The following is a 25213-nucleotide window of genomic DNA, read 5'->3' as shown; positions in this document are numbered from 1 at the left end:
ACTCCTTGATGAATGGGTTCGCAAAGGAACCTTCGTTGGTGTTTTCAGCACTGCATTTCGGCGGCGAAATCGACCAGGCCGTGGCGCATCGCAAGGCGCAACAGCTTGAAGTCGCTATCGACATCGAGTTTCTGCCGGATGGCCGACAAATGGTTGGAAATCGTCTTCTGGCTCAGATGCATCTGCGAGGCAATCAGACTGGCAGGCTCGCCACTTGCCGCCATGCGCAGGACTTCGAACTCGCGGGGCGTCAGTCGCGCCATGATCTGCTCGCCATCGAGCGAAGCGGTCGCCAGGGTCTGGGCGATATCGGACGACAGCACCCGGCGACCGCTGGCCACCGCGCGGATGGCATCGAGCATCTCGGCCGGCTCGCTGCTCTTGGTGATGTAGCCCAATGCACCTGCGCGCATTGCCTGGGTCACGAAACCGGGACTGTCGTGCATCGACAGTACCAGCACCTTCAGTCGCGGATCACGTGCCAGCATGCGCCGGATGGCTTCGATGCCACTGGCTCCGCGCAAGCTCAGATCAACGACGGCAACATCGATATCCATGACCTGCAGACGCGCATAGGCCTCATCCGCAGTCGCGGCCTCGGCCACCACGCGGAAGTCGTCTTCGGCATCGATCAGGCGCCGGTAACCGGTGCGAACCACGGCATGATCATCCAGCAACAGGACCCGTATCATTGTTATCGTCTCCATTGTCATCGTTGCGCGATAAGGGCAACGCCAGCCTCACCTCCAGCCCGCCCAGCGACGACGCCCCGAGTACCAGTTCGCCGCCTGCCATCTCCGCGCGCTCCCGCATGCCCATCACTCCGCCATGGGCATTCTCCATCACGAACGCCGCCTTCCCACAGCCATCATCAGCAACCTTAAGCTGCACCTGCGCGTCCTCGTGCGCCTCCAGCGCAATGCGGACCTGCTTTGCCCCCGCATGACGAAATACATTGGTCAAGGCCTCCTGCAAGGTCCGGTACAGCGCCAGTCCCGCTGCAGCGTCCAGCGCCGGCAACGTCGGCGGCATTTCAAGCGCAATCGTCACGCCCTCACTGCGCTGACGCCAGCTCTCCACCAGTTCGACGATCGCCGCACGCATCCCGATGCCTTCGAGCCCGTAAGGTCGCAACTGGCTCAGCATGGTCCTGACCTGCCGCGTCATCCGTGCCGCCTCTTGCCGGATGTCCTGCGCACACTCAACCAAGGCCTCTCCACGGGCACTGCCGGCATGCCGCTCGACAAATGCAGCAGCCGCATTGATCGCACTGAGGGACTGACCAAACTCGTCGTGCAACTCACGTGCCAGCTCGCGGCGCTCCGACTCCTGCAAGGCCATCAACTGGCGCGCCAACTGCCGCTCATTGGCTCTTGCCCGCGCCAGGCTGTCGGCCAGCTGCTCGATCGCTGCGGCGACCTGTTGATATTCCCGTAGCTGCAGCGGCGGCAGTTGCGGACGGGCATCGCCTTCGGCCAATCGCGCCAGCCCCCGCTCCAGGGCACGGACAGGCCTTAGCGCCCGGTCCGCGGCCCACCATGCAGCAGCAATCGCGACGCCGGAGAACAGCACCAGCACAACGATCATCCGGACAGCATCCTGCAGGATCTCATCGATCTCGCTACTGGGGTCCGCGCGCATCAGCAGCCTGCTGCCATCGCCCAGCACGATCTGATGCGTCTGCAGACTCATCCGGTCCACGCCGGCAATACGGTAGGCCAGCTGTGCCAGCGGACCTTTTGCTCCGGAATGGAGCACCTGTTCCAGATTTGAACGATCCAGTCCGACCTGGATATGCCTCAGCCCTTCCTCGCCCAGCAAGGCCTCGACGGCATCAGCCCCCTTCGTCGGCGCCTCACCGACTTGCAGCATCAACTCGACCAGTCGCGCAGAGGCGTCGAGTTCCTCCGCGACGTCCTCACGCAGGCTCAGTGCAACAACGACGCACGCTGCAAGCACGAGTGCACACGAAACACCGAGCAGAAAGCTCAGCAAACGCACTCTCAGATCCACGGCAATTCCCCCGATCAACGTTCGATCTGGTGCAAGTGACATGCCACACCCGATGCCGACCGGGAATTTTTCCCGGCATCGCGGTGCCGCGCTCCCGCGACCGGGCAGCGCCCTCGCCTCGATACTGCGCTCACCGTCAGCCGGACCCGCGAAGTGGGAGGGCAGACGTTCTACCCAGGAGGCCAGGAGTACACAATGAAAAAACTGAAGATTTCCCGATTCAAGCCACACGCCATTGCCCTTGCAATCTCGGCAACCCTCGCCATGCCGGCAGCGGCGGTGACCAATGTGACTTGGGAAGACATCGCCAACGATCACAAGACCACCAGCGACGTGCTCTCCTATGGCCTGGGCCTGAAGGCCCAGCGTCACAGCCCGCTGAAGACGATCAACACCCGCAACGTAGCCGGCCTGGTGCCGGCCTGGAGTTTCTCCTTCGGCGGTGAGAAACAGCGGGGTCAGGAAGGTCAGGTGCTGGTGCACGACGGGGTGATCTACGCCACGGCCTCCTACTCGCGCTTCTTCGCCATCGATGCGCGCACCGGCAAGCGTCTGTGGGAATACAACCACCGCCTGCCCGACGACATCCGGCCGTGCTGCGACGTCGTCAACCGCGGCCCTGCGATCTATGGCGACAAGGTGTTCTTCGGCACCCTGGATGCTGCCATGGTCGCGCTCGACCGCAAGACTGGCAAGGTCGTGTGGCGCGAGAAGTTCGCCGATCACAAGGTCGGCTACACCATGACCGGGGCTCCCTTCATCGTGAAGGATCAGAAGACCGGCAAGATGCTGCTGGTGCACGGCTCGTCGGGCGATGAATTCGGTGTGGTCGGCTGGTTGTATGCCCGTGACCCCGACACCGGCAAGGAAGTGTGGGCACGTCCGCTGGTCGAAGGTCATATGGGTCGGTTGAACGGCAAGGACAGCACCACCACCGGTGACGCCAAGGCCCCGAGCTGGCCCAACGACCCCAACTCACCCACCGGCAAGGTCGAGGCCTGGAGCCACGGCGGCGGCGCCCCCTGGCAGACCGCCAGTTTCGACGTGGAAAACAACACCATCGTCATCGGCGCAGGCAACCCTGCGCCCTGGAACACCTGGGCACGCACCGCACCCGGTGACGACCCACAGAACTGGGACAGCCTGTTCACCTCCGGCCAGGCCTACGTCGATGCCAGCACCGGCGAGCTGAAGGGCTTCTATCAGCACACCCCGAACGACGCCTGGGACTTCTCGGGCAACAACTCGATCGTGCTGTTCGAGTACAAGGACCCGAAGACCGGCAAGATGGTGAACGCCTCGGCCCACGCCGACCGCAACGGCTTCTTCTTCGTCAACGACCGCGACATGCTGGCCAAGGGCGCCGGCTATCCCAACAAGCCGACCTCGCTGATCGGTGCCTGGCCCTTTGTCGATGGCATCACCTGGGCATCGGGCTTCGACCTGAAGACGGGCCGCCCGGTCGAAAAGGGCAACCGCCCGCCGCTGCCCAAGGATGGGGCGGACAAGGGCGAATCGATCTTCGTCTCGCCGCCTTTCCTTGGCGGCACCAATTGGCATCCGATGTCCTACAGCCCGGACACCGGCCTGTTCTACATCCCGGCCAACCACTGGGCCATGGATTACTGGACCGAGCAGGTGCATTACAAGGCGGGCTCCGCCTATCTTGGTCAGGGTTTCCGCATCAAGAAGCTGTTTGACGACCACGTCGGCATCCTGCGCGCCATCGATCCGGTGACCGGCAAGATCGCCTGGGAGCACAAGGAGACCTTCCCGCTGTGGGCCGGCACGCTGACCACCGCAGGCGGTCTGATCTTCACCGGCACCTCGGACGGCTACCTGAAAGCCTTCGACGCCAAGAACGGCAAGGAACTGTGGAAGTTCCAGACCGGCTCCGGAATCGTGTCCGTCCCGGTCACCTGGGAGATGGATGGCGAACAGTACATCGCCATCCAGTCGGGCTACGGTGGCGCAGTGCCGCTATGGGGCGGCGACCTTGCCGACCTGACCAAGCAGGTGTCTCAGGGCGGTTCGATGTGGGTGTTCAAGCTGCCCAAGCAGCTTGCCAGCAACTGAGTACTGCGTCATCCGCCCGCGGATACGGTGGGTTCTGTCCCCCGTATCCGCGGGCCTTACCCCCAGGAGACGGCCGGATGCGACGGCAGGTCCTCCGGCAGGACGCAATCCCGCCCCAGTTGAAGGAGCTTGATGTGATTTCGCTCATGTTGCGCCGTATGGCGATCGGTCTGGCGTTGGGCGCAAGCCTCGCCACGATCACCCATGCCGCGGACAATACGCCCGATGAAGGCAGCACTGCGGAAGATGAAACGCTGGTCATCAATGGGTGCCCGATCTGGCCCTACACCCGGTGCCCGGGGGCCGACCTGCGTCACGCCAGCCTTGCCGGAAAGAACCTGGCCGGCGCCGATCTCCGTGGAGCCGATCTCAGCCGTGCCGACCTGCGCGGGGCCAATCTCGCAGGCGCCAACCTCGAAGGCGCAAACCTGACCGCTGCCCGGCTGCAGAAGGCCACCGCCGCCAGCACCAATTTCCGCAATGCGCGCCTGGTCGGCGCAGATCTGGAAGCCGCCCGCCTGATGCGCTCGGACTTTTCCGGCGCGGACTTCACTGCCGCCAGCCTGGAGTTTGCCCGTCCAAACTTCGCCTGGTTCGTCGGCGCGAAATTCGTTGCCACCAATCTGCAGGAAACCAAGTTCGTTTCGGTCAACCTGAACGACGCCGTGATGGAAGCGTGCGTCACCCGCTTCGCCATCTTTTCCGACTCATCGCTGGAAAACTGCCGCGGCTGCCCCAGCGGCTGGTAAGCGTCCATGTCCTCAGGAAACGCGATGAACCCGACCCAGACACACCCCGCCCCGCCCCGCCCGATGCACATGTTGCTGCTGACACTGATGCTGGGCGTCAGCTTGCCCGCACTGGCTGCAAATCAGGCACCCCCCATCCCGCCGCAGGTCGATACATCCTCCCTGCCCGCAATCGGCAAGGCCTGGGATGCAAGCAACCCCCTGCGCGGCAACGCCGCAGCCCTCGACATCGGACGCAGTGCCTACAACCAGTCCTGTGCGCGTTGCCACGGCCCGGATGCGGATGGCTCACGCGCACCGGCCCCCGATCTGCGCCGCATCGGTCGCAGCTGCAACCGTGTCGCCGACGCTGCGCTGAAACAGCGCTGCACCGAGGACGCCGACTATTACTTCCGCCAGTCAGTGCTAAAGGGCAAGATCAAGCTCGGCATCGAGCACATGCCCGCCTGGGAAGGCGTACTCGATCCTCAGGTCCTGTGGTCCATCCGCAGCTATGTCGAGACTGCGGGCAAGCGCTGACCATGACGCCGGTGACACCCTCCCTGTCGACGAAAAAACGGCACCTGCGCGCTGACGCAGATGCCGTTCGTCACCTCAAGCTGTCCGACGCGCTGCGTCGGACAGGCAGGGGATCAATTGCCGTGCAGCTTGAACACCCAGACCGAGCCACCTTGCTCGAGGTAGTTCACCCGCTTGGCCACATCGCCACCCCACAGCGGCACCGCACCGCCCCAGCCGGACACCACGGCCAGGTACTGCTTGCCGTCGTCTTCCCAGGTGATCGGCGGGGCAATCACGCCCGAACCGGTCTGGAATTTCCACAGCTCTTCACCGGTCTGGGCATGCACGGCCTTCAGGTAGCCCTCGGGCGTACCGTAGAACACCAGATCACCCGCGGTTGCCAGGACGCCACCCCACAGCGGCGCGTTGTTCTTGGCTTCCCACACGATCTTGCCGGACACCGGATCGACTGCGCGCAACGAGCCGATGTAATCCTCGTGCAGCGGCTTGATGGTGAAGCCCGCACCCAGGTAGGCCGCACCGCGCTTGTAGGACACCGGCTCGTTCCAGATGTCCATGCCCCACTCGTTGGCCGGCACGTAGAACAGACCGGACTTCGGGCTGAAGGCCATCGGCATCTGGTTCTTGCCACCCAGGAAGGACGGCGCCACGAACACATCCTTGCCCTTCTTGCCATCGCCGCCAGCATCCGCGAACGGGTTGCCCGGACGGTTTTCCGGATTGGTGATCGGACGACCGGTCTTCAGGTCGAAACCCTTGGCCCAGTCGATGCGGTTAACGAAGGGGAAGGCGTTGAGCAGCTTGCCATTGGTGCGGTCGTTGACGAAGAAGAAACCGTTACGGTCCGCCTTGCCGCCTGCCTTGACCATCTTGCCGGTCTTCGGGTCGTTGTACTCGAAGGAGATGAATTCATTCACCCCGTCGAAGTCCCAACCGTCGTGCGGCGTGTTCTGGAAGTGCCAGACGATCTTGCCGGTGTCGGGGCTGATCGCCAGGGTCGAGGACGAGTACAGGTTGTCGCCCGGACGCAGCCAACTGTTCCACGGCGCCGGGTTGCCGGTCCCGATGAAGATCAGATCGACATCCGGATCGTAGTAGGCAGCCTGCCACGGCGCAGCACCACCGGTCTTCCACAGGTCGCCCGGCCAGGTCGCGTTGGTCTTGCCGGAGATGCCGTTGTCCACCGGCTTGCCTTCGGCGTCGTACTTGTGACCCATGTGACCTTCGACCGTCGGGCGGCTCCAGATCAGCTTGCCGGTCTTGGCATCACGGGCATCAACGCGACCAACGATACCGAACTCGCCGCCAGAGTTGCCGGTGATGACCATGCCCTTGACGATCTGGGGCGCGGCGGTAAAAGAGTAACCCGCCTTGTAGTCCTCGATGGTCTCGCGCCACACCACCTTGCCGGTGTCCTTGTCGAGCGCCACCAGCTTGGCATCGAGCGTGCCGAAGATCACCAGGTTGTCGTAGATCGCCGCGCCGCGGTTGATCACGTCACAACACGGCATGATGCCGTCGGGCAGACGATGCTCGTACTTCCACAGCTTGGCGCCGGTCTTGACGTCAAGTGCGTAGATCCGGCTGTAGGAGCCGGTCACGTACATCTTGCCGTCGAACACCAGCGGCTGCGACTGCTGACCGCGCTGCTTCTCGCCGCCGAACGAGAACGACCATGCCGGCACGAGATCCTTGACCGTCTGTGCATTGACCTGCACCAGCGGGCTGTAGCGCTGCCCCTTGGTGCCGAGACCATGGGTGACAACCTGGGTGGTGATGGTGGCATCGTTGACGATGTCGGCATCGGTTACGCCTTTTGCCGTGGCCTGACCCGCTCCCAGCAGCATCATCGCTGCTGCGACCGCGGTCAGTCGCACCACGCTCGGCGCCTTCGTTCTGATTTTGTTCATCCGGTTTCCTCCTTGGTCTCTCGGTATACGTGATGGATGCTTCCGCATCGCCTTGAGGGGCGAAACGCAAGCCCGGGAATCCGGTTTGCAAGGCGCATGCCATACCGCCAGCAAGGCCTTGAAGCCCTTCATCACGCTTTATGCTGTATCAAATCAAGGCAGCTGCTCCAAAACGGAACACCTTCACTGCGCCCAGGGTGCTCCACCACCACGCGCCCGGGCAACAGCATCGTGCAGCCCTGTATCGCACCCCGATTTCACGATAGCACCGCAATGACCGGCCGCAAGCCAAAGCCCCAGGACGACACGCTGCAGCGAGCTCAGCAGACTGCATCGCTGCTACACCCCCTTGCGCTCCCTGGTCGCACACCATCGGCACCTACACCCAGGACGAGCAGGTGATTGCCCCAATGGCACATCACTTGCATACTCGGCAGTACAAATACGACGCGGCATGCACCGCGCCTCAAGGAGACACGATGCGCATCATCCGGACACTTGCGAACGCGGCAACCCTGCTGCTGTTCGCCCTGCCCCTTCAAGCAGCCCCTCAACCCGACAGCGACCCGCTCGCCTCTCCACGTTGGGTGGACATGCAGCGCATGTTCTTCCGCGACGCGGAAGTCGTCTTCGACGATCGCGTCCGCGTCAGCGCGCCCACCACGGCAGAAGACGCGCTCAACGTACCGGTGGCAATCGACCTGGGCAGCCTGCAAGGCGTCGAGGAAGTGCTGGTGTTCGCCGACTTCAACCCCATCGTCAAGGCGCTGAGCTACGAACCCGGACAAGCCCGTGCCAATCTGGCATTCCGCTTGAAGCTGCAACAGTCCAGCCCGGTACGTGCCGCCGCCCGGACCGCGGATGGGCGCTGGCACGTGGGTGGCACCTGGGTCAATACGACGGGTGGCGGCTGTACCCTGCCCTCCACCGGCACGGGCTCGCCCGAATGGCAGCAGCGGCTCAACGAAGTCAGCGCCCGACGCTGGCCGCGTATCGACGGCGGCACCCGCCTGCGCCTGCAGATCATCCATCCGATGGATACTGGCCTGGCTGCCGGCATCCCGGTGTTCCACATCGACACCCTGGACATCGACACGGCGGATGGCCGGCGCCTGATGCGCATCCTGCCATCCGAGCCCGTGTCGGAGAATCCGCTGTTCACGCTCGACATTCCGCCTGACGTACTGGGTCAGGGTGCCATCCGCGTTGCCGGCCGCGACAACAACGGCAACCCGATCCGTGCGGAGATCGCACCATGAAGGGCTTGAGCCACAATTTGCGCAGACTGGCCTGCATGCTGCTGCTCACCCTGAGCACCGCAGCACTCGGCCAGACGCGCGACTTCGACTACCGCCTGAGCCCGCAGCAGGTCGCCGACGGCGTGTACGTGCTGATCGGCAAGACCGAGGACTTCTCGCTCGACAACGGTGGCGACATCGTCAATACCGGCTTCATCATCGGTCGTGAGGGCGTCATCGTCATCGATACCGGCTCATCAAAACGCTACGGCGAGCAGATGCGTGCAGCAATCGCACGCCTCACCCCGCTCCCCATCGTGCTGGTAATCAACACCCACCATCACCCCGACCACTTCCTGGGCAACCAGGCTTTCGCCGTGGACACCCTTGCCGCACTGGCCGACACACGTCGTGCGATCGAGGCCGAGGGCGCCGGCTTTCTCGACAACATGTACCGCCTCAATGGCGACTGGATGCGCGATACGGAAGTCGCCATCCCGCGACGCACGCTGACCGCCGGCCCACTGGAAGCCGGCGGGCGCAAGCTCGAGCTGGTCGCGCTGGGCGGGCATACCGTTGCCGACCTGGCCGTGCTCGACACCCCCACCGGCACGCTGTTCGCGGCGGACCTGGTGTTCAACAAACGCGCGCCGACCACGCCACATGCCGAAATCAAGCGCTGGCTACAGTCGCTCGATCAGTTGCAGGCACTGCGCTTCAACCGCCTGGTCCCCGGCCACGGCGAAGTCACCACCGGCACCGACGCCATCGAGCAGACCCGACAATATCTTCAATGGCTGGATCAGACCTTGCGCGACGGTGCCGAGCAAGGTCTGGACATGACCGAAATGCTGGCGTTGACCGTGCCCGATAAATTTGCCGGACTGGCCGAAGTACGCACCGAGTTCCGGCGCTCGGTCACCCACCTTTACCCAGCCGCCGAGCAGGCCGCGCTGCAGCGCGGGCGCTGAGTACCGACCATGCGCAAGCTGCTTCCCACCAAGGCATTCACTGCCAGCCTGCACGCCCGCCTCAGCCTGATGCTGGCACTGGTCGTGACCGTCGCACTGCTTGCCGGCACCGCACTCTGGCTGCGTGAGACCCGTAGTGCCATTCACGAGGAAATCACCTCTGCCAGCCGGGTGGCGGAACAATGGCTCAACGTACTGGTGCATGAAACCCGACGCGACCCGGAAGCCGGCGCCGAGCGGCTGATGTCTGCGCTGCAGGCTGTCGGACGCATCCGGGCGCACGCGCTTGAAGTGACCGCCAACGGCAACGAGCGCCTGTACCTGTCTCCGGCCCCCACCTACAAAGCGGGACGTGAAGCACCGGCATGGTTTGCGCAAAGCCTGACCCCCCACCTCCCCATCCGCCACTTTGATGCAGGGAGCGTGCAGGTCAGCCTGTACCCGGACGCCTCGCGTGCAGTGCTGGACGCGTGGGACGACCTCACCAGCATGGCAGGCTGGGGCGTCGCCGGCCTGTTGCTCGCGTGGCTGGGCTGCCATATCGGACTACAGCGCGCTCTGGCACCCCTACGCGCAGTCGATGCCGCGTTTGCCCGCGGAGCGGAAGGATATTTCGACCGCCGCCTGCCAACGGTCGGCGCACGCGAGCTCGACCGCCTCGCGCGCAGCTACAACCAGTTGGCCGAGCGTCTTGACCACTCTCTGGCGGATAAAGCCCAGCTCGAGGCCGAGCAAGGTCTCCAGCGCACCATCCAGATCCGGCTGGAAGAAGAGCGCCGCATCGTCGCCCGCGAACTGCATGACGAACTCGCCCAGGGCATCACCGCAGTACGCGCCATTGCCGGCGCCATTCAACAGCGCAGCGGCGACCAGCCCGGCATCCACGGCAGTGCCCAGGCCATCATCGCCATGACGGGTCAGATGCAGGATGGCGTACGCGCCATCCTGCACCGCCTGCGCGACCCGGCAGCCGAGGGCGGACGCGGCATCTGCGGCGCAATCGCCGACTGGTGCGCAGCCTGGTCTGCGCTCTACCCAAACATCCGCCTGCAGCACCGGCTTCCTGACCTGGACCCTGAGCTCTCCGGCGACCAGGTCGTGACCGTGCAGCGGCTGCTGCAGGAAAGCCTGACCAACGTCGTCCGTCATGCCGATGCCACCCAGGTGGAGGTCGTGCTTCAGTGTGACGCGGGCCGACTCGAACTGAGGATTACCGATAACGGCCGGGGCTTGTCTCCACGCCCAGGTCCGGCCGACGAACGACCGCGCTTCGGCCTGGTGGGGATGCACGAACGCGTGCTGGCACTCGGCGGCGACCTGCATTTCGAAACACCGGCGGGCGGAGGCCTGAGCATCCGCGCCATTTTGCCGCTCGCATCCAACATCCATCACGGAGCGCAAGCGGATCACCTGCAGGCGTCAGCAGCATGATCCAGCTCGCCGCCCTGCGCATTGTCCTCGCCGACGACCATGCCATCGTGCGCATGGGTTTTCGCCTGCTGGTCGAAGGCGCAGGCGCGCATGTCGTGGCCGAGGCCGACAGTGGCGAGGCGGCGGTCGCAGCCTGGAACGAACACCGTCCGGATGTGCTGATCATGGACGTTTCGATGCCCGGCATCGGTGGTCTGGGGGCGCTGGAACGCCTGCTGGCGCATCACCCCCAAGCCCGGGTGCTGATGCTGTCTGCGCACGAGGACACGCAGATTCCCGCCCGTGCGCTGCAGGCGGGCGCGACCGGTTATCTGTCCAAACGCGCTCACCCGGATACCCTGTTGCGCGCAATCGCCGATGTCGCCAGCGGCCGGCGCTACCTCGACCCCGAGCTCGCCCCCAAGCTGGCGCTCGCGCGCCTGGGCGGCGGCACGAACCCGGTCGATGTCCTGACCGGCAAGGAGTTCAGCGTATTCCTGCAACTGGCCCGCGGGCGCTCGGTCGCTGAGGTCGCCGAAACCCTGAAGCTGAGCACCAGCACCGTCGGCACCCACCTTTACCATATCAAGCAAAAACTCAATGCCAGCAACGCGGCAGAGTTGGCCCTGATCGCGGTACGCGCCGGGCTGGTGGATGCCTGAATCGACTTCATCTGCCCGGCCGTCATCGCACCGCCACCGGCAGGCGCCCCTGCGCCGACTACATCACAGACAGGCGCTGCATTGCGTCAAGTCAACCTGAATCCTGCCGATAACGGCATGAAGCCCAACCCACCCGACCACCCCTGCAATAAGCGACAACGTCATGGGACTGTTCAGCAAGCAAACACGTGCGGCCACTGCCGGCGTCACCACCTTTCAGTGCCGCTCCGGCGATCTGGATGCCACCCTCGGACGGGTGTCGATCAAGCCCAGCTTCATCGCCGCCTTTGTCTCCCCGCATGTGGACATCGATCAGGTTGCCGGCAAGCTGAGCCGGCGCTTCCCCAATGTACCGCTGACGCTGTGCACTACAGCAGGTGAGCTGTGTGGCGAGGGCGGTGGCGCACTCTACTGTGAGACCGGCAACCACTGGGACCGGGTGGTGGTGCAGTGTTTCGACGCCAGCATCATCGGGCAGGCCGAGGTGGTGGCGATTCCGCTGGCCAGTGAAGACCTGCGCAACGGCGGCAAGCCTGCCGATCTGCAGGAGCGCCTGCGCAAGCTCATTGGCAACATCCGTAACACCCGCAGCAGCATCGACATCGATCACCGCGACACCCTGGCCTACATCCTGTTCGACGGCCTGTCGGCGTCCGAATCCTTCTTCATGGAAGCGCTGTACGAATCTGGCCGCTTCCCTTGCCTGTTTGTTGGCGGCTCGGCCGGGGGCAAGCTCGACTTCAGCATCACCCAACTGCATGATGGCAAGCGCTCGCTGCAGAACCATGTTGTCGTGGCCTTCCTGAAAATGGCGCCATCGGTCCGCTTCGGTGTGTTCAAGAGCCAGAACTTCGAACCTGCCGGACTCAGCTTCCACGTCCTGCACGCCTCGCTGGAGCAGCGCCACGTCGCCCAGGTCATCACCAAATCCGGCAGCATCATGTCGATGGTGGATGCGCTCAGCGAAGCCCTGCACTGCAACCCCGAACAGCTCGAACAGAAACTGGCCGACTACTCGTTTGCCATCCGGGTCGGCGAGGAGCTGTTCGTGCGTTCGATCTCGAAGATCGACCTGCAGACCAGCCTGGTCCATTTCTACTGCGACATTTCCTCTGGCGAGGAGATCGTGATGGTGCGCCGGACCGGCTTCGTCGATGCGACCGAGCGCGACTTCCGTGCCTTCCTGCAGAACAAGCCAGGGCGCCCCATTGCCGGCATCATGAACGACTGCATCCTGCGGCGGCTCTACAACAGCCGCGAGCTGGGTGGCATCGACCGCCTGGTCGCCGGCATCCAGATTGCAGGTTTCTCGACCTTTGGCGAGATCCTGGGGCTCAACCTCAACCAGACGCTTGCGGCGGTCTTCTTCTTCCGCGTGCCCCCCGGCAGCCGCTTTGCCGACGAGTACGTGGACAATTTCGTTGCCCACTATGGCGCCTTCAAGGCCTTCTTCCTGCGTCGCCAGATCGGCAAACTGGCTGGGCTGTCACGCGTCATGTTGCAACAGATCGAAGGTTACAAGGCCGAACAGTTCGACGAGCCGCTTGATCCTGCCGACTTCGACGGCAGCTATGCACCGGTGGTACGCGGCCTCAACGATCTGGGCACCACCTTGCAGCAGAGCCACGCACTGCGCCAGGCCACATCCGCCCAACTCGAATCCTGCGCCACTGACCTGTACACCTCGGTCGACAGCCTGACCCTGCAACTTGAACAGCAGCAGACCGTGATCGGCGACGCCGGCAGTACCGTCGGCACCCTGACCCGCCAGGCCGGTGACGTGGCCGACAGCGCACGCAAGCTGGCACAGGCCAGTGGCCGCATCCAGGGCGTGGTGCAGATCATCCAGCAGATCGCCGACCAGACCAACTTGCTGGCGCTCAACGCCGCCATCGAAGCCGCACGCGCGGGCGAAGCCGGGCGCGGCTTCGCAGTGGTTGCCGACGAAGTCCGCAAACTGGCCGAAAAATCGCGGGTGAGCGCGGGTGAGATCGGCAGCAACATCTCTGCGCTGGCCGGCGACATCGGCCAGGTGGCCCAGGCGATCGAGCGTCAATCCGACGATGTTTCAGGCCTGTCCGGCATGCTCGAATCCATCGAATCCTTCAGCAGCCAGACCTCGCTCGCCGCCGACCACACCCGGACTGTGGCCGACACCCTGCGTAATCTGACCCATGGGCGCACGCGCTGAGGCGTCGCCGCCCTCCCCCTGCACCACGACCCTGCCATTCCCCAAAGCACGGGATCATGGTTGTCCTCCGCCAGACGTCCGATCGAAGGCAGGCGTAGCGCTGGACGGTTGAAATCGACATCAAAGCTCAACCCCAGCACGTTGAACTCCGCACACGCCTCCAGCCCGACGGTCGCACCCGGCCGTCCACGCTGGCGCCACCTCGACATGCCTTCACGCATCTGGGCGTGGCTGCTGCCCAAAAGTCCACAATGCATTTCCAAGGTAGTGCCAGAACAGCAGCAGCACCGTGGTCAGTACCTGCGCCAGCAGGTAATGCACGCCGAGCAGATCGACCAGTCCGGCCATCAGCATCACGGTCAACAGCAGTCCCGACAAGGCCACAAGCAGAAACCGGGGCAAGGCGTCGACGTGAGGCCGATCAGACGCAAACACGAACATTCGACTCAGTACATAGTTGACCAGCGCACCCAGCAGAAAGCCGGCGCCGGCAGCCCACAGGTAAGCCACCCCCGCCACTTCCACCAGACTCAGCAAGAGCGCGTAGTGCGCTGAAGTGCCTGCCACACCGACGACGGCAAAGCGCATCAGGTTTGAAAAACCGGATCGTGCCTTCACATTCATCTTGGCTTGCGCGCCTCGCCCACCAGGTTACGTCGATCCTTCACCACTGCAAGCGTCACCCCTGCACGCTCGACCCGGCCAATCACCTCGCCCTCAAGCACTTCATCGCAAGCCATATGGGTCGCGGCAAGAAAGAAATCCGCCTCATGCCAGTCGCGCGTCACAACGAATCGCGGGTCAAGACCCACCGCGACCTGCAGGGACTCGGCGCATACGGCGACCTTGTATGGATGGACGGGCTCCGGTTCGTGCTTATGGCGAGCCTCGAGCATGGATCTGGCTTCGCGCAGGCTGTCCGCCCAGTAATCCTGCTCCCACTTGCCGGGCGTCCCCTCCACCCCGCCGATCAATGCGTTGTAAGCCAAGTGCTCGTAGGGATGAAGACGCGCCAACCCGACAAGGCTGAGGGATACCAGCACGGTCAAGCTCAGCGCCGCCACCCGGCGCCCCCCGTTGAATTTCGACATCGCACGCCAGCCTGCGACCAATCCTGCCGCAGCCAGAACAGCCAGTGGAGGCAGAATGAACGTAAAGTGCCGCATTCCGTTGTAAAGCGGGGGCGCGGCAAGCAAGGTATAGAGAACCGGAAAGCAGCCGGCCAACACAAGCGGCAACCAGTCAGGTCGACGCAGAACGTCATGTTTCTGCCACCGCGCAGACAACCCGGCCACACACGCACACCCCAGACCGAGCAGAAAAACCTCTGGCAGACGCACCAGCAGATACGCCAACAGATAGTAAGGAGGGACCTCACCGTTGGCCATCACCTTGCCATCGAGCACGGTATAGAGCTCGAATGAGAAGTGCGAGAATGTCGTCATCGCGGTCCACAGGTTTTCCGGAGACCTGACCGCCCATGGCCAGAACACGCCCATCAGGACGAAGGCCAATACCACCGAAGGCCACAAGGCCAGCGCTGAGCGCACCACCATGCCCGCTGACAGCCGCCAGTTACCCTCAGCACGCAACCAAGCCGTCACGAGTATGCCAACGCCAAGGTAGAACACTCCAAACACCGCGCCGACACGCAGTCCAAAGGCGCAGCCAAGCGCAACGCCAAGCCCGATCCGCTCTCCCAGACCGGGTGTTGGCATGCCGCGCAACACCCCGAGCGTAAAGTACAGCACCCATACCATTGCGGCTGCGAACGGAATATCCTTGGTATGCGTGAACATCGCTCCCGTCCATGCCCCGGTAATCAGCAGCAGGATCAATGCGAGCAAGCCTACCCACTCCCCTCCGACACGCCGCCCCAACATCCAGCAGCCAGCCAAACCAGCCAGACCAAAGATGCCGGACAAGAGGTGCCGCATCGTCCAGACGGCCTCGCCATCCGGATCAAACCCGAAGAGCCGCTCCAGGCTCGCGGCGATCAGATCGAACAGCCCCCCGTAAAGATAGAGATTCTTGTACGCAAATGCGCGCAGATCGGTCAGGCCCGACAGATAGAAATCGAACAGAAGGCGGCCGTATACATGCTGGACCTCCTCGTCGTTGCTGATGCCATGGTCGGCATGACTCAACAGCACATAGCAGCCGGCAGCCAGCAACACCACCACCGCAAGGTAGCGAGCCCATTGCGCACAGCCGGCCATGTCCGTATCTGCCACTGACCCAGGACCACGGAGCAAAGACAACAAGCTCACCCCTGCGGCCCCGGCTCGCGCTCAAAGCCAATGCGCTCGGATACCAGAAACAACGGCCTGCCCTTGACCTCAGTGAAGATCCGGCCAATGTACTCACCCAACACCCCGAGACTGATCAGCTGTATTCCGGACAGGAATAGGCCAGAGACCATGATGGAGACATAGCCTGGAAGATCGATGCCAAACAACATTGCCCGAACGACCAGCACCGCGCCATAAACACCGGCAAGGCCAGCCATCACCAACCCGATCAGCGACCAGACACGCAAGGGCAAGGTGCTGAAGGCAGACAGCCCGTCCATCGCATAACGCAGCAGTCGCAACATCGACCAGGCGGACGCACCGGCAAGACGTTCATCCGGCTCAAACTCGACCTCTGCCTGCCGGAATCCCACCCAACTGGTAATGCCCTTCATGAACCGGGTGCGTTCCGGCAGGCTGTTGATTGCATCGACGACCGCCCTGTCGAACACGCGGAAATCACCGCCACCCTCGGCCAGCGCCACCTCGGACACCTTGCGGAACAGGCGGTAGAACGCTTGTGACAGCAACCTCCTCAGCAATGGATCGGTGTCGCGCGAACGACGCACGGCCGTCACCATCATTGCCCCCTGACGCCAACGTTCAAGCATCTCGGGAATCAACTCCGGCGGATGCTGCAGATCACCATCCATCAGCACCACCACATCACCTGAGGCCGCGCGCAGCCCCGCCGCCATTGCCGCCTCCTTGCCAAAATTACGTGCAAAACGGATAGCCTTCAGGTGTGGGTCGATCGCGCATAATGCAACGACCTCATCGAAAGTCTGATCCCTGCTGCCATCGTCAATGAACACGACCTCATGCGCCGATAGCGCCAACGTTCGCAGAACCGCGGTCAGACGCTGGTGAAGGCGCCCAAGATTGCCACTCTCGTTGAACAGCGGGATCACGACCGAGAGTCGCGGGCGCCGCGCAGATGTTGCGGCAACATGTGAATGAACGTCGAGAGAATCTGGGATGGACACGGCGCGAGCTCGCGAAAGAACCCTCGAGGGTGGAGGGTGAGGGGGTGCACGATAAACCATTCAGGACGTTGACGATGGTTCAGTACCGTTACAACATCTTTCACGTCGTGCGCGCCTTGACTCCGCCTATTGGCAAGGGCTTTGCGCCCCCCCGGGGGGCGTTCCCACTGCGACTGGACTACTACTTTTGGACCAAACATCTTGCATCCGCGCCCGCTCCGCCCAATCATTGTCTGTGCAGATGACTACGGACTGTCTGCCGGTGTCAGCCAGGCGATCCTCGAGCTGATCTCGGCCGGCCGTATCAGTGCCACCAGTTGCATGACAAGCCTGCCCGGCTGGGCAAGGGATGCAGCCGCCCTGAGCAGGCAGGTCAGCATGACGCCGGCCGATATCGGCCTGCACCTTACACTGACTGACCATGCGCCACTTCACCGCTCCTGCGTACTCGCGCGCGACGGTCGTCTCCCTTCGCTGCACGGCCTGCTCGCACGTGCGTTGAGCCGTCGTCTGAAACCCGGTCACGTGATAGATGAGGTACGTGCCCAACTCGACGCCTTCGAAGACGCATGGGGCGCGCCGCCCGACCATATCGACGGCCATCAGCATGTCCATCTGCTGCCTGGAATACGGGATGCCCTGCTTGCGGAACTGATCCGGCGCTACCCGCTCGGCCGGGTCTGGGTGAGGGATTGCGTGGAAGCGCCTGTCCGCTCGCTGCGCCGGGGCGAGTCCGTGCCAAAGTCGATGCTCATCAACCTGCTCGGGCTCGGTTTGCGTCATGACCTCAGACGGGCCGGCATTCGCGCCAATGACGGGTTCAGCGGACTGCACGACTTCGACAGTGGCAAGCCCTTCTCCACCAAGATGCGGTCTTTCATTGGCAATCTTGGTCCGCGTCCGCTGGTTCATGTGCATCCAGGACGAGTAGACGCCGAGCTTCGGGCCTGTGACACCCTGACGACGCCACGCGAGGCCGAACTGGCCTACCTCATTTCGGACACCTACTTGCACGACCTCACCACAGCCGGCCTGAAACCTGCACGGATGGCCGACCTGATGAACGAGCCCATCTTGCATTGACGCAGATTCTCCAGAAACGGAGCACCATGATGTCGAGACCCTGGTGGCAACAGGCGGTGATCTACCACATCTACCCCCGTAGCTTCATGGACAGCAACGGTGACGGCATCGGCGACCTGCGCGGCATCCTGTCGAAACTGGATTACCTGGAATGGCTGGGTGTGGATCTCCTGTGGCTCTGCCCGGTGTTTCCTTCACCCAACGTGGATAACGGCTATGATGTCAGCAATTACTGCGACATTGGCCCGGAATTCGGCACGCTTGCTGATTTCGACCTGCTGCTGGCCGAACTTCATCGTCGTGGCATGCGCCTGATGATCGACCTCGTCATCAACCACACCAGCGATCGGCATCCCTGGTTCATCGAGTCCCGCAGCACTCGCTCAAGTCCGCGTCGGAACTGGTACATCTGGCGGGACGGTCGCGACGGCGCCCCCCCGAACAACTGGGAAAGCATCTTTCTCGGCCCGGCCTGGACTCGAGACGACGCGACTGGCCAGTATTACCTGCATTTGTTCAGCGCACATCAGCCAGACCTCAACTGGGATAATCCCGAGGTACGGGCCGCGTTGTGCTCGGTCGCATGCTGGTGGCTGGCGCGCGGCGTCGACGGATTCCGCCTGGACGCCATCACCCATCTGAAGAAGCAGCCCGGGCTACCGGACCTGCCCGATCCGGACGGGACCGGGTGTGTGCCATCCTACGAGGCACACATGAACATCCCCGGCGTACTCGACTTCGTTCACGAGTTCGCACGCGAAAGCTTTCGCCGTCATGACGCCATCGCACTTGGCGAGGCCAATGGCGTCTCGTCAGCGCAAGCCCTGGAATGGGTCGGTACGGGACGCGGTCCGCTGGACATGATCCTGCAGTTCGAGCACTGGACCATGTGGTCGTCACATCCTCACGATCCGCTCCACGTTCCAACATTGCGGCGCATTCTGGGCAAGTGGCAACAGGCCCTGCAGGGCAAGGGCTGGAATGCCCTGTACATTGAAAATACGGAACTGCCGCGCGTGATCTCGCGCTGGGGCGATGTCGGCACGCCGAGAAATCAAAGCGCAACGGCGCTCGCCACGATGTATTTCCTGATGCAGGGAACCCCGCTGATCTATCAAGGCCAGGAACTCGGCATGGCAAACACGACCTTCCACGACCTGAGCGTCTTCAACGACGTTTTCTCCCGCAATCGTATCGAGCAGATGCGGGCGGCAGGGCAAATGGATGATGAAATTCTGGCCGAACTCGCCTTGACCTCGCGCGACAACGCCCGTACGCCCATGCCCTGGAGCGACGCCCCACAGGGCGGTTTCACCACGGGAGAGCCATGGCTGCCGCTCAACCCGGAGTATCCGGCGGTCAATGTCGCCAGCCAGCAGCAGGACCCCGGCTCTGTCCTCGCCTACTACCGGAAGCTGATCCGGTTGCGGCGCCAGGAGGCACCGCTGATTGACGGTCGATACGTCGAGATCTGCAAACGGAACCGGCGGATCTACGCCTACGTGCGCGAAGCGGCAGATGGCAGCGCCATTGCCGTCATTTGCAATCTGTCCCCACACCCAGCAAGCTACCGCCACCGGGAATGGATCTTATGTCACCCGGATCTGCTGCTCTCCAACCTATCCGTGGCACCTCACGACGATACCCACAGCCTGCGTCTGCGCCCCTTCGAGGCACGTGTGTACCGTGTCCGGCGCAGGACGGCATCTGACTGACCGCCTGCACCGGAACTGCCCTGATCAGGCGTAAGCCTGCGAGCTTAGAAGCTGTGCTTCATGCCCACTGCAATACCCTTGGTGCCCAAACCACTCAAGCCCTGCGAATTGCCCTTCGGATTGATGGTGAAGGCTGCGCTGGAGTCGTTCCGGATCTGAGCGTAGTCCGCATACAGTTCGGTCCGCTTGGACAGGGCGTAGCGCGCACCGATTGCCCACTTGCTGGCATCGGCATCCGACAGGGTCTTGTCCTTGATCTGACCATAGCTGGCCAGCAAACGTGCGCGATCGTTGAGCGGCACCTGAACACCCACGAACCAGTTGCGACGGTCATACTTTTCGTCGGCAGCCAGACCACCTAGGTTGGCACCGCCGCCCAGATCGATGTTGCCGCCGATCAGCGAGTTACGATCACCCTTGATCACGTCGTACACACCCGACACCTTCACCGGACCGAAGTCATAGGATGCGCCGGTGGTCAGCACGAACAGACGGCTGCTCGAGTAGCCGACGGCCTTGGTGGTCTCATAGTCAAGATCGATGCTCAACGGGCCATTGGCATAGATCAGGTTTGCAGAGAACAGACGGTCGTCACCCTTGTTGCCACCCGGCGTCTTCGCCGGGACGTGAACGCCATTGAGTCCGCCTTCTGCGGTCTGCGTATTGGTCGAGGTCGCCAGGATCAGGGTGAAGCCGCTGAAATTCGGCGAGATGTAGGCTACCGCGTTCGCCGCACGGTCGTACTGCGTGGTCATGGACGCAAAATTGCCGACGGAATAGTTACCAAAGGGGTTGTACTTGCCGTAGATCCCATAGCGCAGACCATCCAGATAACCCGCGACCACCGTACCGAAACCACCCGCCAGACCGACGTACGAGCGCCCGGTCGTCGTCCCGCCGCCCACGTCGGGGTTGAGCAGAAGTTGCAGGTCGAACACGGCCTTCATGCCGTTGCCCAGATCCTCGGCGCCCTTGAAGCCCAGATAACTCTCGGAGGCGGCACTCTCCAGCGCATTCTGCTTCTGGCTCACCACCGCGCCGCTACTGCCGCTGCGATGCATGTAGCCCATGTCGATGTTGCCGTAGATGGTGACATTGCTCTGGGCAAAAGCAGCGCTGGAAGCAATGGCAGCAATCGCCATCGCGATGATTTTTTTCGTCATGGATCGTCTCCAGGTGTTTCTACTTGATGTGTGCTGCCAGGCCTGTCCACCCGGGCAGCGCTCCCCTATGCCATCGTAGGAATGGCGTGGTGGGCAGTGCATGGCAACTACCGTGCCTGTATCTAGAAACGACGCAATCAACAAGTAAATTCAATAAATACAAATACTTATTATCAACCAACCTGCTTGATGGTGTAACACGCTGGTCATGATCTGCGCAGATGACACCGTACCGTTTTTACACAACTGCCCCAGGATGGGACGAAACGCTGCACACAAGTGAGCGAACGGGATTCGTCGGTTCAGACACCCCAACCCAAACAGTCAAGAGGCACCTCCTTGCCGCGCACCCAGACATCTGCCAATCAAATAATTGACTTGTAAAAAACATGTAACTAAACTTTTTTTATCAACAAGCTGCATCCTTGTCTTGCGACTCTGGCCAGCAGCTGTCACGCAGTCCATTGGAGGGGAGGTGCCAGCCGGCACCGGGAGAGTCCGGGTTCGGGAAACCACCGAGCCACACGCAAACCCTAACCCCTCGATAGGCCGCCCATGAATGCAGGTCTCAGCCCCATCTTCCGCATGCAGGAAACCCGCCACGACCACTGGCAGGATGCGGTGGCCTCGCAGTTCATCCCGCTCGATTTCGAAGTCGCGCGGTCGACACCCTTTCACGGACGAGGGTTATGCGTACGCCTGCAGCAAGCCCGGGTTGCCGAGGTACGGATGTGCGAGCACCGCGTGCGGCGCAACCGTCACCACGCCGCGACCACGGACGGACCGGCCGTCAAACTGCTGTGGCTGATCAACGGTGACGGCCTGTTCCAGCAAGGTAGCGTCGAACACAGCCTGCGTGCCGACCAATGGACCTTCTACGACGCCGTGCGCCCCTACACGCTTCGCCTGTCTGAGGACGCGCGTTTTCTGTCCTTGCTTTACACCGGAGAGGATGCCGAACGCTGGATGCGACAGGCGCGCGACCTCGGCAGTGCACCGCGCCCCGTTGAAGGTCCCACCCGCATCGCCCAACTGACGCTGCGCAGCGCCATGCGTGAGAAAGGGGGGCTGGACGCACTGACACAGGCCGCCTTGCTGGACTCGGTGCTGAACCTGACCGAAAGCGCGCTGCGCCAGGAGCAGGCCAGTCGTCGCGATGCTGATCGTCGCGACGGACTGCGCCTGGCCGAAGCCCGTCGCTTCGTGCTGCAGCATCTCGGAGATCCCACCCTCGGGCCCGAGGACATCGCCCTTGCACTGCACATGTCACGCCGCAGCCTGTACAACCTGTTCGCTGCCGCAGGCATGCGCCCCCGCGCCTTCATCCAGCAGCTCAGGCTCGAACGCGCCTGCGAAACCTTGAGTGCAGCCGGCACCAGCAGCGGCAACATCACCCGCATCGCACTGGAACACGGCTTCGCCGATGTCTCCCACTTCAGCCGCAGTTTCCGCGAGCGCTTTGGCGTCAGCCCCAGCGCGTATCAAACTGCGGCCAGCACGCCGCGCTGAGGTTCCGCAGCCCATCCGCGCGGCGTGCACGCGCAGACATGCACGCTGCACGCCCAGCCATGCCTCCCCTCTCCGGCCTTCGTATGGTGTCCACCCGTGGGCCCCACATCCTGCGACCCCGCCCCAAGCACCGGAGAAACCGATCATGCCCCCCGCGTCTGCCCCCGAAACCCTTACCAGACATCGTCCTGACGCCTCAGGCCCACTATTGGGCAAGCTGGCCGGACTGCTCTGCGGCTGTGTCCTGTCCGCATCCGCAGCAGCCTATGAATTGCCTGCAGTCAATCTTGGCCTGACCACCTTCATTGACGGAGCACCGCCAGCCGGGCCCGGCTGGTATGTTTCCGAATACCTGCAGTACTACAGCGCCGACACGCTACGGGACAAGAACGGGAAGTCCCTGCCACTACCGAAGCAGGAGATCGAGGTCACCTCGCTCGTCTCGCAGGCTATCTGGATGTCGGCCAACACGCTGTGGGGCGCCCACTATGGCGTCACCCTGCTGTTGCCTGCAGTGCTCGACGCCCGTGCCGACGACGGGCTGGGCAACCTTGCGCTGGGCAAGGGCAACACCGGCGTCGGCGACCTCATCATCGGCCCCTTCCTGCAGTGGATGCCGGTCATGGGCGCCAACGGCCCGGTCTTCGCCCACCGCGTCGAGCTTGACATCTCGCTGCCCACTGGCGAGTACGACAATCGGCGCAGCGTGAACCCCGGCGCCAACCACTGGACGATCAACCCTTACTGGTCCGGTACCTACTGGCTGACACCGAAGTGGACGGTTTCATCCCGCCTCTGGTACCTGTGGAGCGGCAAGAACACCGACCCCAACCCCACCGGATTCGCAGCCCAGGGCATTGCCCACGCGCGCAACGTCCGCCCGGGCCAGGCCTTCCACATGAACTTCGCCACCGAATACGCCGTCACCCCGCAGTTGCGCATCGGCCTGAACGGCTACTGGCTCAAGCAGACCACCGAAAGCGAAGTGAATGGCAGCAAGCTTTCCGGCAGCAAGGAACAGGTGCTGGGCATCGGCCCCGGCCTGCTCTACAGCTTCTCGCAACGCGACCACCTGTTCTTCAATGCCTACAAGGAAAGCCACGTGCGCAACCGGCCGGAAGGCGAGCGCTACGTGATCCGCTACGTCCACCACTTCGAATGAGCCACCGGCGGCATCGCCTTCAGGTGCCGCCCCACGCCTGATCAGGAGGAAGTGCAAATGTCCTTGCCCAACACCCCCAGCCTCAACCTCATCGCTGGCGAATGGCGTAGTGCCCACGCTGGCGCCACCTTCGACAAACTGGCGCCCGCCTCGGGTCAGTTGCTTGCCCAGGTTGCCAATTCCAGTTCCGCAGATGTCGATGCCGCCGTCGCCGCCGCACGCGCGCAGTTCGATGGAGGCGAGTGGTCGCGCCTGCCCGGCGCCGAACGGGGCCGCTTGCTTAACCGGCTTGCCGACCTGCTTGCGCGCGATGCCGAACAGTTCGCCCACCTCCTGGCCGTCGAGCAAGGCCGCCCGCTGATGGAGATGCGCATGCTCGATGTGCCGATGTCAATCGACACCCTGCGCTACTTTGCCGGCTGGGCAGACAAGCTCGAAGGCCGACAGATTCCGACGGCGGGCTTCATGGGGCGCCCCACGCTCAACTACACCCTCCGCGAAGCCATCGGCGTAGCCGCGCTGATCGTACCGTGGAATGCCCCCTTGATGATCGGCATCTGGAAGCTGGCGCCCGCGCTCGCCGCTGGCTGCACCGTGGTGCTCAAGCCATCCGAGGATGCGCCGCTGGCGCTGACCGCGCTCGCCGGACTGGCCGCCGAAGCCGGTTTCCCTGCCGGTGTGTTCAACCTGGTCAATGGCATGGGCGCGGCAGCCGGCGCCACCCTGGTGAGCCACCCTGGCGTGGACAAGATCAGCTTTACCGGTAGCACTGCGGTTGGCCGCATCATCGCCCGTGACGCTGCACCGCTGTTCAAGCGCCTGACGCTGGAGCTGGGCGGCAAGGCCCCTCAGATCATCTGCTCCGACGCCAACCTGGAAGCGGCCATCATGGGCGTGGCCATGGGTCTGTTCGTCAACCAGGGTCAGACCTGCGCCGCCGGCAGCCGTATCCTGGTGCATCGCAGCCGTTACAACGATGTGGTGGACGCACTGGCCGGTGCTGCCCGATCGGTCACCCTGGGTGACCCGCTCGATGCCTCGACCCGCATGGGTGCGCTGATCAACGCCCGCCACCGCGACCGCGTTGCCAGCCTGATCCAAAGCGGCATTGCCGAAGGTGCCACGCGGGTCGCCGGCGGCGAAGCCTTGCCGGACGAAGGCTTCTTTGTCCGCCCCACGGTGTTCGCCAATGGCACCCCGGACATGCGCATCATGCGCGAGGAAATCTTCGGCCCCGTCGGCGTCATCGCCCCATTCGATGACGATGACGAAGCCATCCGTATCGCCAACGACACGCCATACGGTCTGTCCGCATCGCTCTGGACCCAGGATGTCGCCCGCGCCCACAGCCTTGCGCCCAAGCTGCGAGTAGGCGCGGTGGCCATCAACGGCTGGAGCCCGCTGGACGCACGCCTGCCCTGGGGCGGCTACAAGGATTCCGGTATCGGCCGCGACCTGTCACGCACGGCGCTCGAGGCCTACACCGAAGAAAAAGTGGTTTCGCTGGTGATGTAAGGCTGCGTCTGCCCGCCTGCGCCGCCCCATCGTCCAGCCTCAACACG

General features: G+C 63.3%; 20 protein-coding genes. 13 read left to right on the top strand and 7 right to left on the bottom strand.

Translation table 11 applies throughout. The annotated features are described in order from the left end of the window. Nucleotides 1-44: 44 nt before the first annotated feature. A complete protein-coding gene (locus DNK49_RS07375) occupies nucleotides 45-692 on the bottom strand; it encodes a response regulator (protein WP_207806915.1) in 648 nt (215 codons plus the stop codon). After that, on the bottom strand, nucleotides 667-2013 hold the full coding sequence (locus DNK49_RS07370; protein WP_165843288.1) for a sensor histidine kinase: 1347 nt from the start codon (nucleotides 2011-2013) through the stop codon (nucleotides 667-669). The genes DNK49_RS07375 and DNK49_RS07370 overlap by 26 nt, the downstream gene beginning before the upstream one ends. Nucleotides 2014-2277: 264 nt before the next feature. Between DNK49_RS07370 and DNK49_RS07365 the strand changes: the two genes are divergently transcribed. The 3 genes from DNK49_RS07365 (at nucleotide 2278) to DNK49_RS07355 (ending at nucleotide 5357) form a co-directional block, all read left to right on the top strand. After that, nucleotides 2278-4089, top strand: coding sequence for a methanol/ethanol family PQQ-dependent dehydrogenase (locus DNK49_RS07365; protein ID WP_243632283.1), 1812 nt, complete (start codon nucleotides 2278-2280; stop codon nucleotides 4087-4089). 77 nt (nucleotides 4090-4166) lie between these two features. After that, nucleotides 4167-4838, top strand: coding sequence for a pentapeptide repeat-containing protein (locus DNK49_RS07360; RefSeq protein ID WP_243632267.1), 672 nt, complete (start codon nucleotides 4167-4169; stop codon nucleotides 4836-4838). A 24-nt stretch (nucleotides 4839-4862) separates the two neighbouring features. Continuing rightward, on the top strand, nucleotides 4863-5357 hold the full coding sequence (locus tag DNK49_RS07355) for a c-type cytochrome (RefSeq protein ID WP_110523696.1): 495 nt from the start codon (nucleotides 4863-4865) through the stop codon (nucleotides 5355-5357). Between the two features lie 113 nt (nucleotides 5358-5470). Here DNK49_RS07355 and DNK49_RS07350 read toward each other — a convergent pair whose 3' ends face one another. Beyond that, nucleotides 5471-7270 (bottom strand): PQQ-dependent methanol/ethanol family dehydrogenase, encoded by a 1800-nt coding sequence (locus DNK49_RS07350; RefSeq protein ID WP_110523695.1) that lies wholly within the window; start codon nucleotides 7268-7270, stop codon nucleotides 5471-5473. Between the two features lie 479 nt (nucleotides 7271-7749). Between DNK49_RS07350 and DNK49_RS07345 the strand changes: the two genes are divergently transcribed. The 5 genes from DNK49_RS07345 to DNK49_RS07325 all read left to right on the top strand — a co-directional run bounded on the left by DNK49_RS07345 (nucleotide 7750) and on the right by DNK49_RS07325 (nucleotide 13742). Continuing rightward, the gene (locus DNK49_RS07345; protein WP_110523694.1) at nucleotides 7750-8529 is read left to right on the top strand and encodes a quinoprotein dehydrogenase-associated SoxYZ-like carrier; all 780 of its coding nucleotides are present in this window, start codon (nucleotides 7750-7752) and stop codon (nucleotides 8527-8529) included. Next, nucleotides 8526-9479, top strand: a complete 954-nt coding sequence (locus tag DNK49_RS07340; protein ID WP_110523693.1) for a quinoprotein relay system zinc metallohydrolase 1 — start codon at nucleotides 8526-8528, stop codon at nucleotides 9477-9479. Before DNK49_RS07345 ends, DNK49_RS07340 begins: the two co-directional genes overlap by 4 nt. A gap of 9 nt (nucleotides 9480-9488) precedes the next feature. After that, nucleotides 9489-10910 (top strand): HAMP domain-containing sensor histidine kinase, encoded by a 1422-nt coding sequence (locus DNK49_RS07335; RefSeq protein WP_110523692.1) that lies wholly within the window; start codon nucleotides 9489-9491, stop codon nucleotides 10908-10910. Then, complete coding sequence (locus tag DNK49_RS07330; protein ID WP_110523691.1) at nucleotides 10907-11551, top strand: response regulator; 645 nt, start codon at nucleotides 10907-10909, stop codon at nucleotides 11549-11551. The genes DNK49_RS07335 and DNK49_RS07330 overlap by 4 nt, the downstream gene beginning before the upstream one ends. Nucleotides 11552-11714: 163 nt before the next feature. Continuing rightward, entirely contained in the window at nucleotides 11715-13742 is a 2028-nt protein-coding gene (locus DNK49_RS07325) for a methyl-accepting chemotaxis protein (protein ID WP_110523690.1), read from the top strand. Between the two features lie 213 nt (nucleotides 13743-13955). Here DNK49_RS07325 and DNK49_RS07315 read toward each other — a convergent pair whose 3' ends face one another. Genes DNK49_RS07315 through DNK49_RS07305 form a run of 3 tightly spaced genes read right to left on the bottom strand, consistent with a single transcriptional unit; the run spans nucleotide 13956 to nucleotide 17079 of the window. Further along, entirely contained in the window at nucleotides 13956-14360 is a 405-nt protein-coding gene (locus tag DNK49_RS07315) for a GtrA family protein (protein ID WP_243632266.1), read from the bottom strand. A gap of 2 nt (nucleotides 14361-14362) precedes the next feature. After that, nucleotides 14363-15961 (bottom strand): hypothetical protein, encoded by a 1599-nt coding sequence (locus tag DNK49_RS07310; protein ID WP_110523688.1) that lies wholly within the window; start codon nucleotides 15959-15961, stop codon nucleotides 14363-14365. Between the two features lie 47 nt (nucleotides 15962-16008). Further along, nucleotides 16009-17079 carry a glycosyltransferase family 2 protein gene (locus tag DNK49_RS07305; protein WP_207806914.1) on the bottom strand — a complete coding sequence of 357 codons (1071 nt, stop codon included), beginning with the start codon at nucleotides 17077-17079 and terminating at the stop codon, nucleotides 16009-16011. A 141-nt stretch (nucleotides 17080-17220) separates the two neighbouring features. On the opposite strand from DNK49_RS07305, the gene DNK49_RS07300 reads away from it, so the two are divergent. Both DNK49_RS07300 and DNK49_RS07295 read left to right on the top strand, forming a co-directional pair. Further along, nucleotides 17221-18102, top strand: coding sequence for a ChbG/HpnK family deacetylase (locus DNK49_RS07300; protein ID WP_211170871.1), 882 nt, complete (start codon nucleotides 17221-17223; stop codon nucleotides 18100-18102). Nucleotides 18103-18128: 26 nt separating this feature from the next. After that, a complete protein-coding gene (locus DNK49_RS07295) occupies nucleotides 18129-19817 on the top strand; it encodes a glycoside hydrolase family 13 protein (protein ID WP_306441424.1) in 1689 nt (562 codons plus the stop codon). 44 nt (nucleotides 19818-19861) lie between these two features. On the opposite strand, the gene DNK49_RS07290 is transcribed toward DNK49_RS07295, so the two are convergent. Continuing rightward, on the bottom strand, nucleotides 19862-20980 hold the full coding sequence (locus DNK49_RS07290; RefSeq protein ID WP_165843287.1) for a porin: 1119 nt from the start codon (nucleotides 20978-20980) through the stop codon (nucleotides 19862-19864). A 555-nt stretch (nucleotides 20981-21535) separates the two neighbouring features. On the opposite strand from DNK49_RS07290, the gene DNK49_RS07285 reads away from it, so the two are divergent. From DNK49_RS07285 to DNK49_RS07275, 3 genes are all read left to right on the top strand, one after another. Beyond that, nucleotides 21536-22489, top strand: a complete 954-nt coding sequence (locus DNK49_RS07285) for a helix-turn-helix domain-containing protein (protein WP_110523685.1) — start codon at nucleotides 21536-21538, stop codon at nucleotides 22487-22489. A gap of 145 nt (nucleotides 22490-22634) precedes the next feature. Further along, nucleotides 22635-23651, top strand: coding sequence for a SphA family protein (locus tag DNK49_RS07280; RefSeq protein ID WP_110523684.1), 1017 nt, complete (start codon nucleotides 22635-22637; stop codon nucleotides 23649-23651). A gap of 57 nt (nucleotides 23652-23708) precedes the next feature. Then, nucleotides 23709-25166, top strand: coding sequence for an aldehyde dehydrogenase family protein (locus tag DNK49_RS07275; protein ID WP_110523683.1), 1458 nt, complete (start codon nucleotides 23709-23711; stop codon nucleotides 25164-25166). Nucleotides 25167-25213 lie beyond the last annotated feature (47 nt).

Source organism: Parazoarcus communis SWub3 = DSM 12120 (assembly GCF_003226565.1).
GTDB lineage: Bacteria > Pseudomonadota > Gammaproteobacteria > Burkholderiales > Rhodocyclaceae > Parazoarcus > Parazoarcus communis.
This window is presented reverse-complemented; position numbering and strand designations above follow the sequence as displayed.

Coding starts and splice junctions, on each gene's coding strand:
- DNK49_RS07375 (WP_207806915.1), bottom strand. CDS start 692: ATGATACGGGTCCTGTTGCTGGATGATCATGCCGTGGTTCGCACCGGT.
- DNK49_RS07365 (WP_243632283.1), top strand. CDS start 2,278: ATGCCGGCAGCGGCGGTGACCAATGTGACTTGGGAAGACATCGCCAAC.
- DNK49_RS07360 (WP_243632267.1), top strand. CDS start 4,167: ATGCGACGGCAGGTCCTCCGGCAGGACGCAATCCCGCCCCAGTTGAAG.
- DNK49_RS07355 (WP_110523696.1), top strand. CDS start 4,863: ATGAACCCGACCCAGACACACCCCGCCCCGCCCCGCCCGATGCACATG.
- DNK49_RS07350 (WP_110523695.1), bottom strand. CDS start 7,270: ATGAACAAAATCAGAACGAAGGCGCCGAGCGTGGTGCGACTGACCGCG.
- DNK49_RS07345 (WP_110523694.1), top strand. CDS start 7,750: ATGCGCATCATCCGGACACTTGCGAACGCGGCAACCCTGCTGCTGTTC.
- DNK49_RS07340 (WP_110523693.1), top strand. CDS start 8,526: ATGAAGGGCTTGAGCCACAATTTGCGCAGACTGGCCTGCATGCTGCTG.
- DNK49_RS07335 (WP_110523692.1), top strand. CDS start 9,489: ATGCGCAAGCTGCTTCCCACCAAGGCATTCACTGCCAGCCTGCACGCC.
- DNK49_RS07330 (WP_110523691.1), top strand. CDS start 10,907: ATGATCCAGCTCGCCGCCCTGCGCATTGTCCTCGCCGACGACCATGCC.
- DNK49_RS07325 (WP_110523690.1), top strand. CDS start 11,715: ATGGGACTGTTCAGCAAGCAAACACGTGCGGCCACTGCCGGCGTCACC.
- DNK49_RS07310 (WP_110523688.1), bottom strand. CDS start 15,961: ATGGCCGGCTGTGCGCAATGGGCTCGCTACCTTGCGGTGGTGGTGTTG.
- DNK49_RS07305 (WP_207806914.1), bottom strand. CDS start 17,079: ATGGTTTATCGTGCACCCCCTCACCCTCCACCCTCGAGGGTTCTTTCG.
- DNK49_RS07295 (WP_306441424.1), top strand. CDS start 18,129: ATGATGTCGAGACCCTGGTGGCAACAGGCGGTGATCTACCACATCTAC.
- DNK49_RS07290 (WP_165843287.1), bottom strand. CDS start 20,980: ATGACGAAAAAAATCATCGCGATGGCGATTGCTGCCATTGCTTCCAGC.
- DNK49_RS07285 (WP_110523685.1), top strand. CDS start 21,536: ATGAATGCAGGTCTCAGCCCCATCTTCCGCATGCAGGAAACCCGCCAC.
- DNK49_RS07280 (WP_110523684.1), top strand. CDS start 22,635: ATGCCCCCCGCGTCTGCCCCCGAAACCCTTACCAGACATCGTCCTGAC.
- DNK49_RS07275 (WP_110523683.1), top strand. CDS start 23,709: ATGTCCTTGCCCAACACCCCCAGCCTCAACCTCATCGCTGGCGAATGG.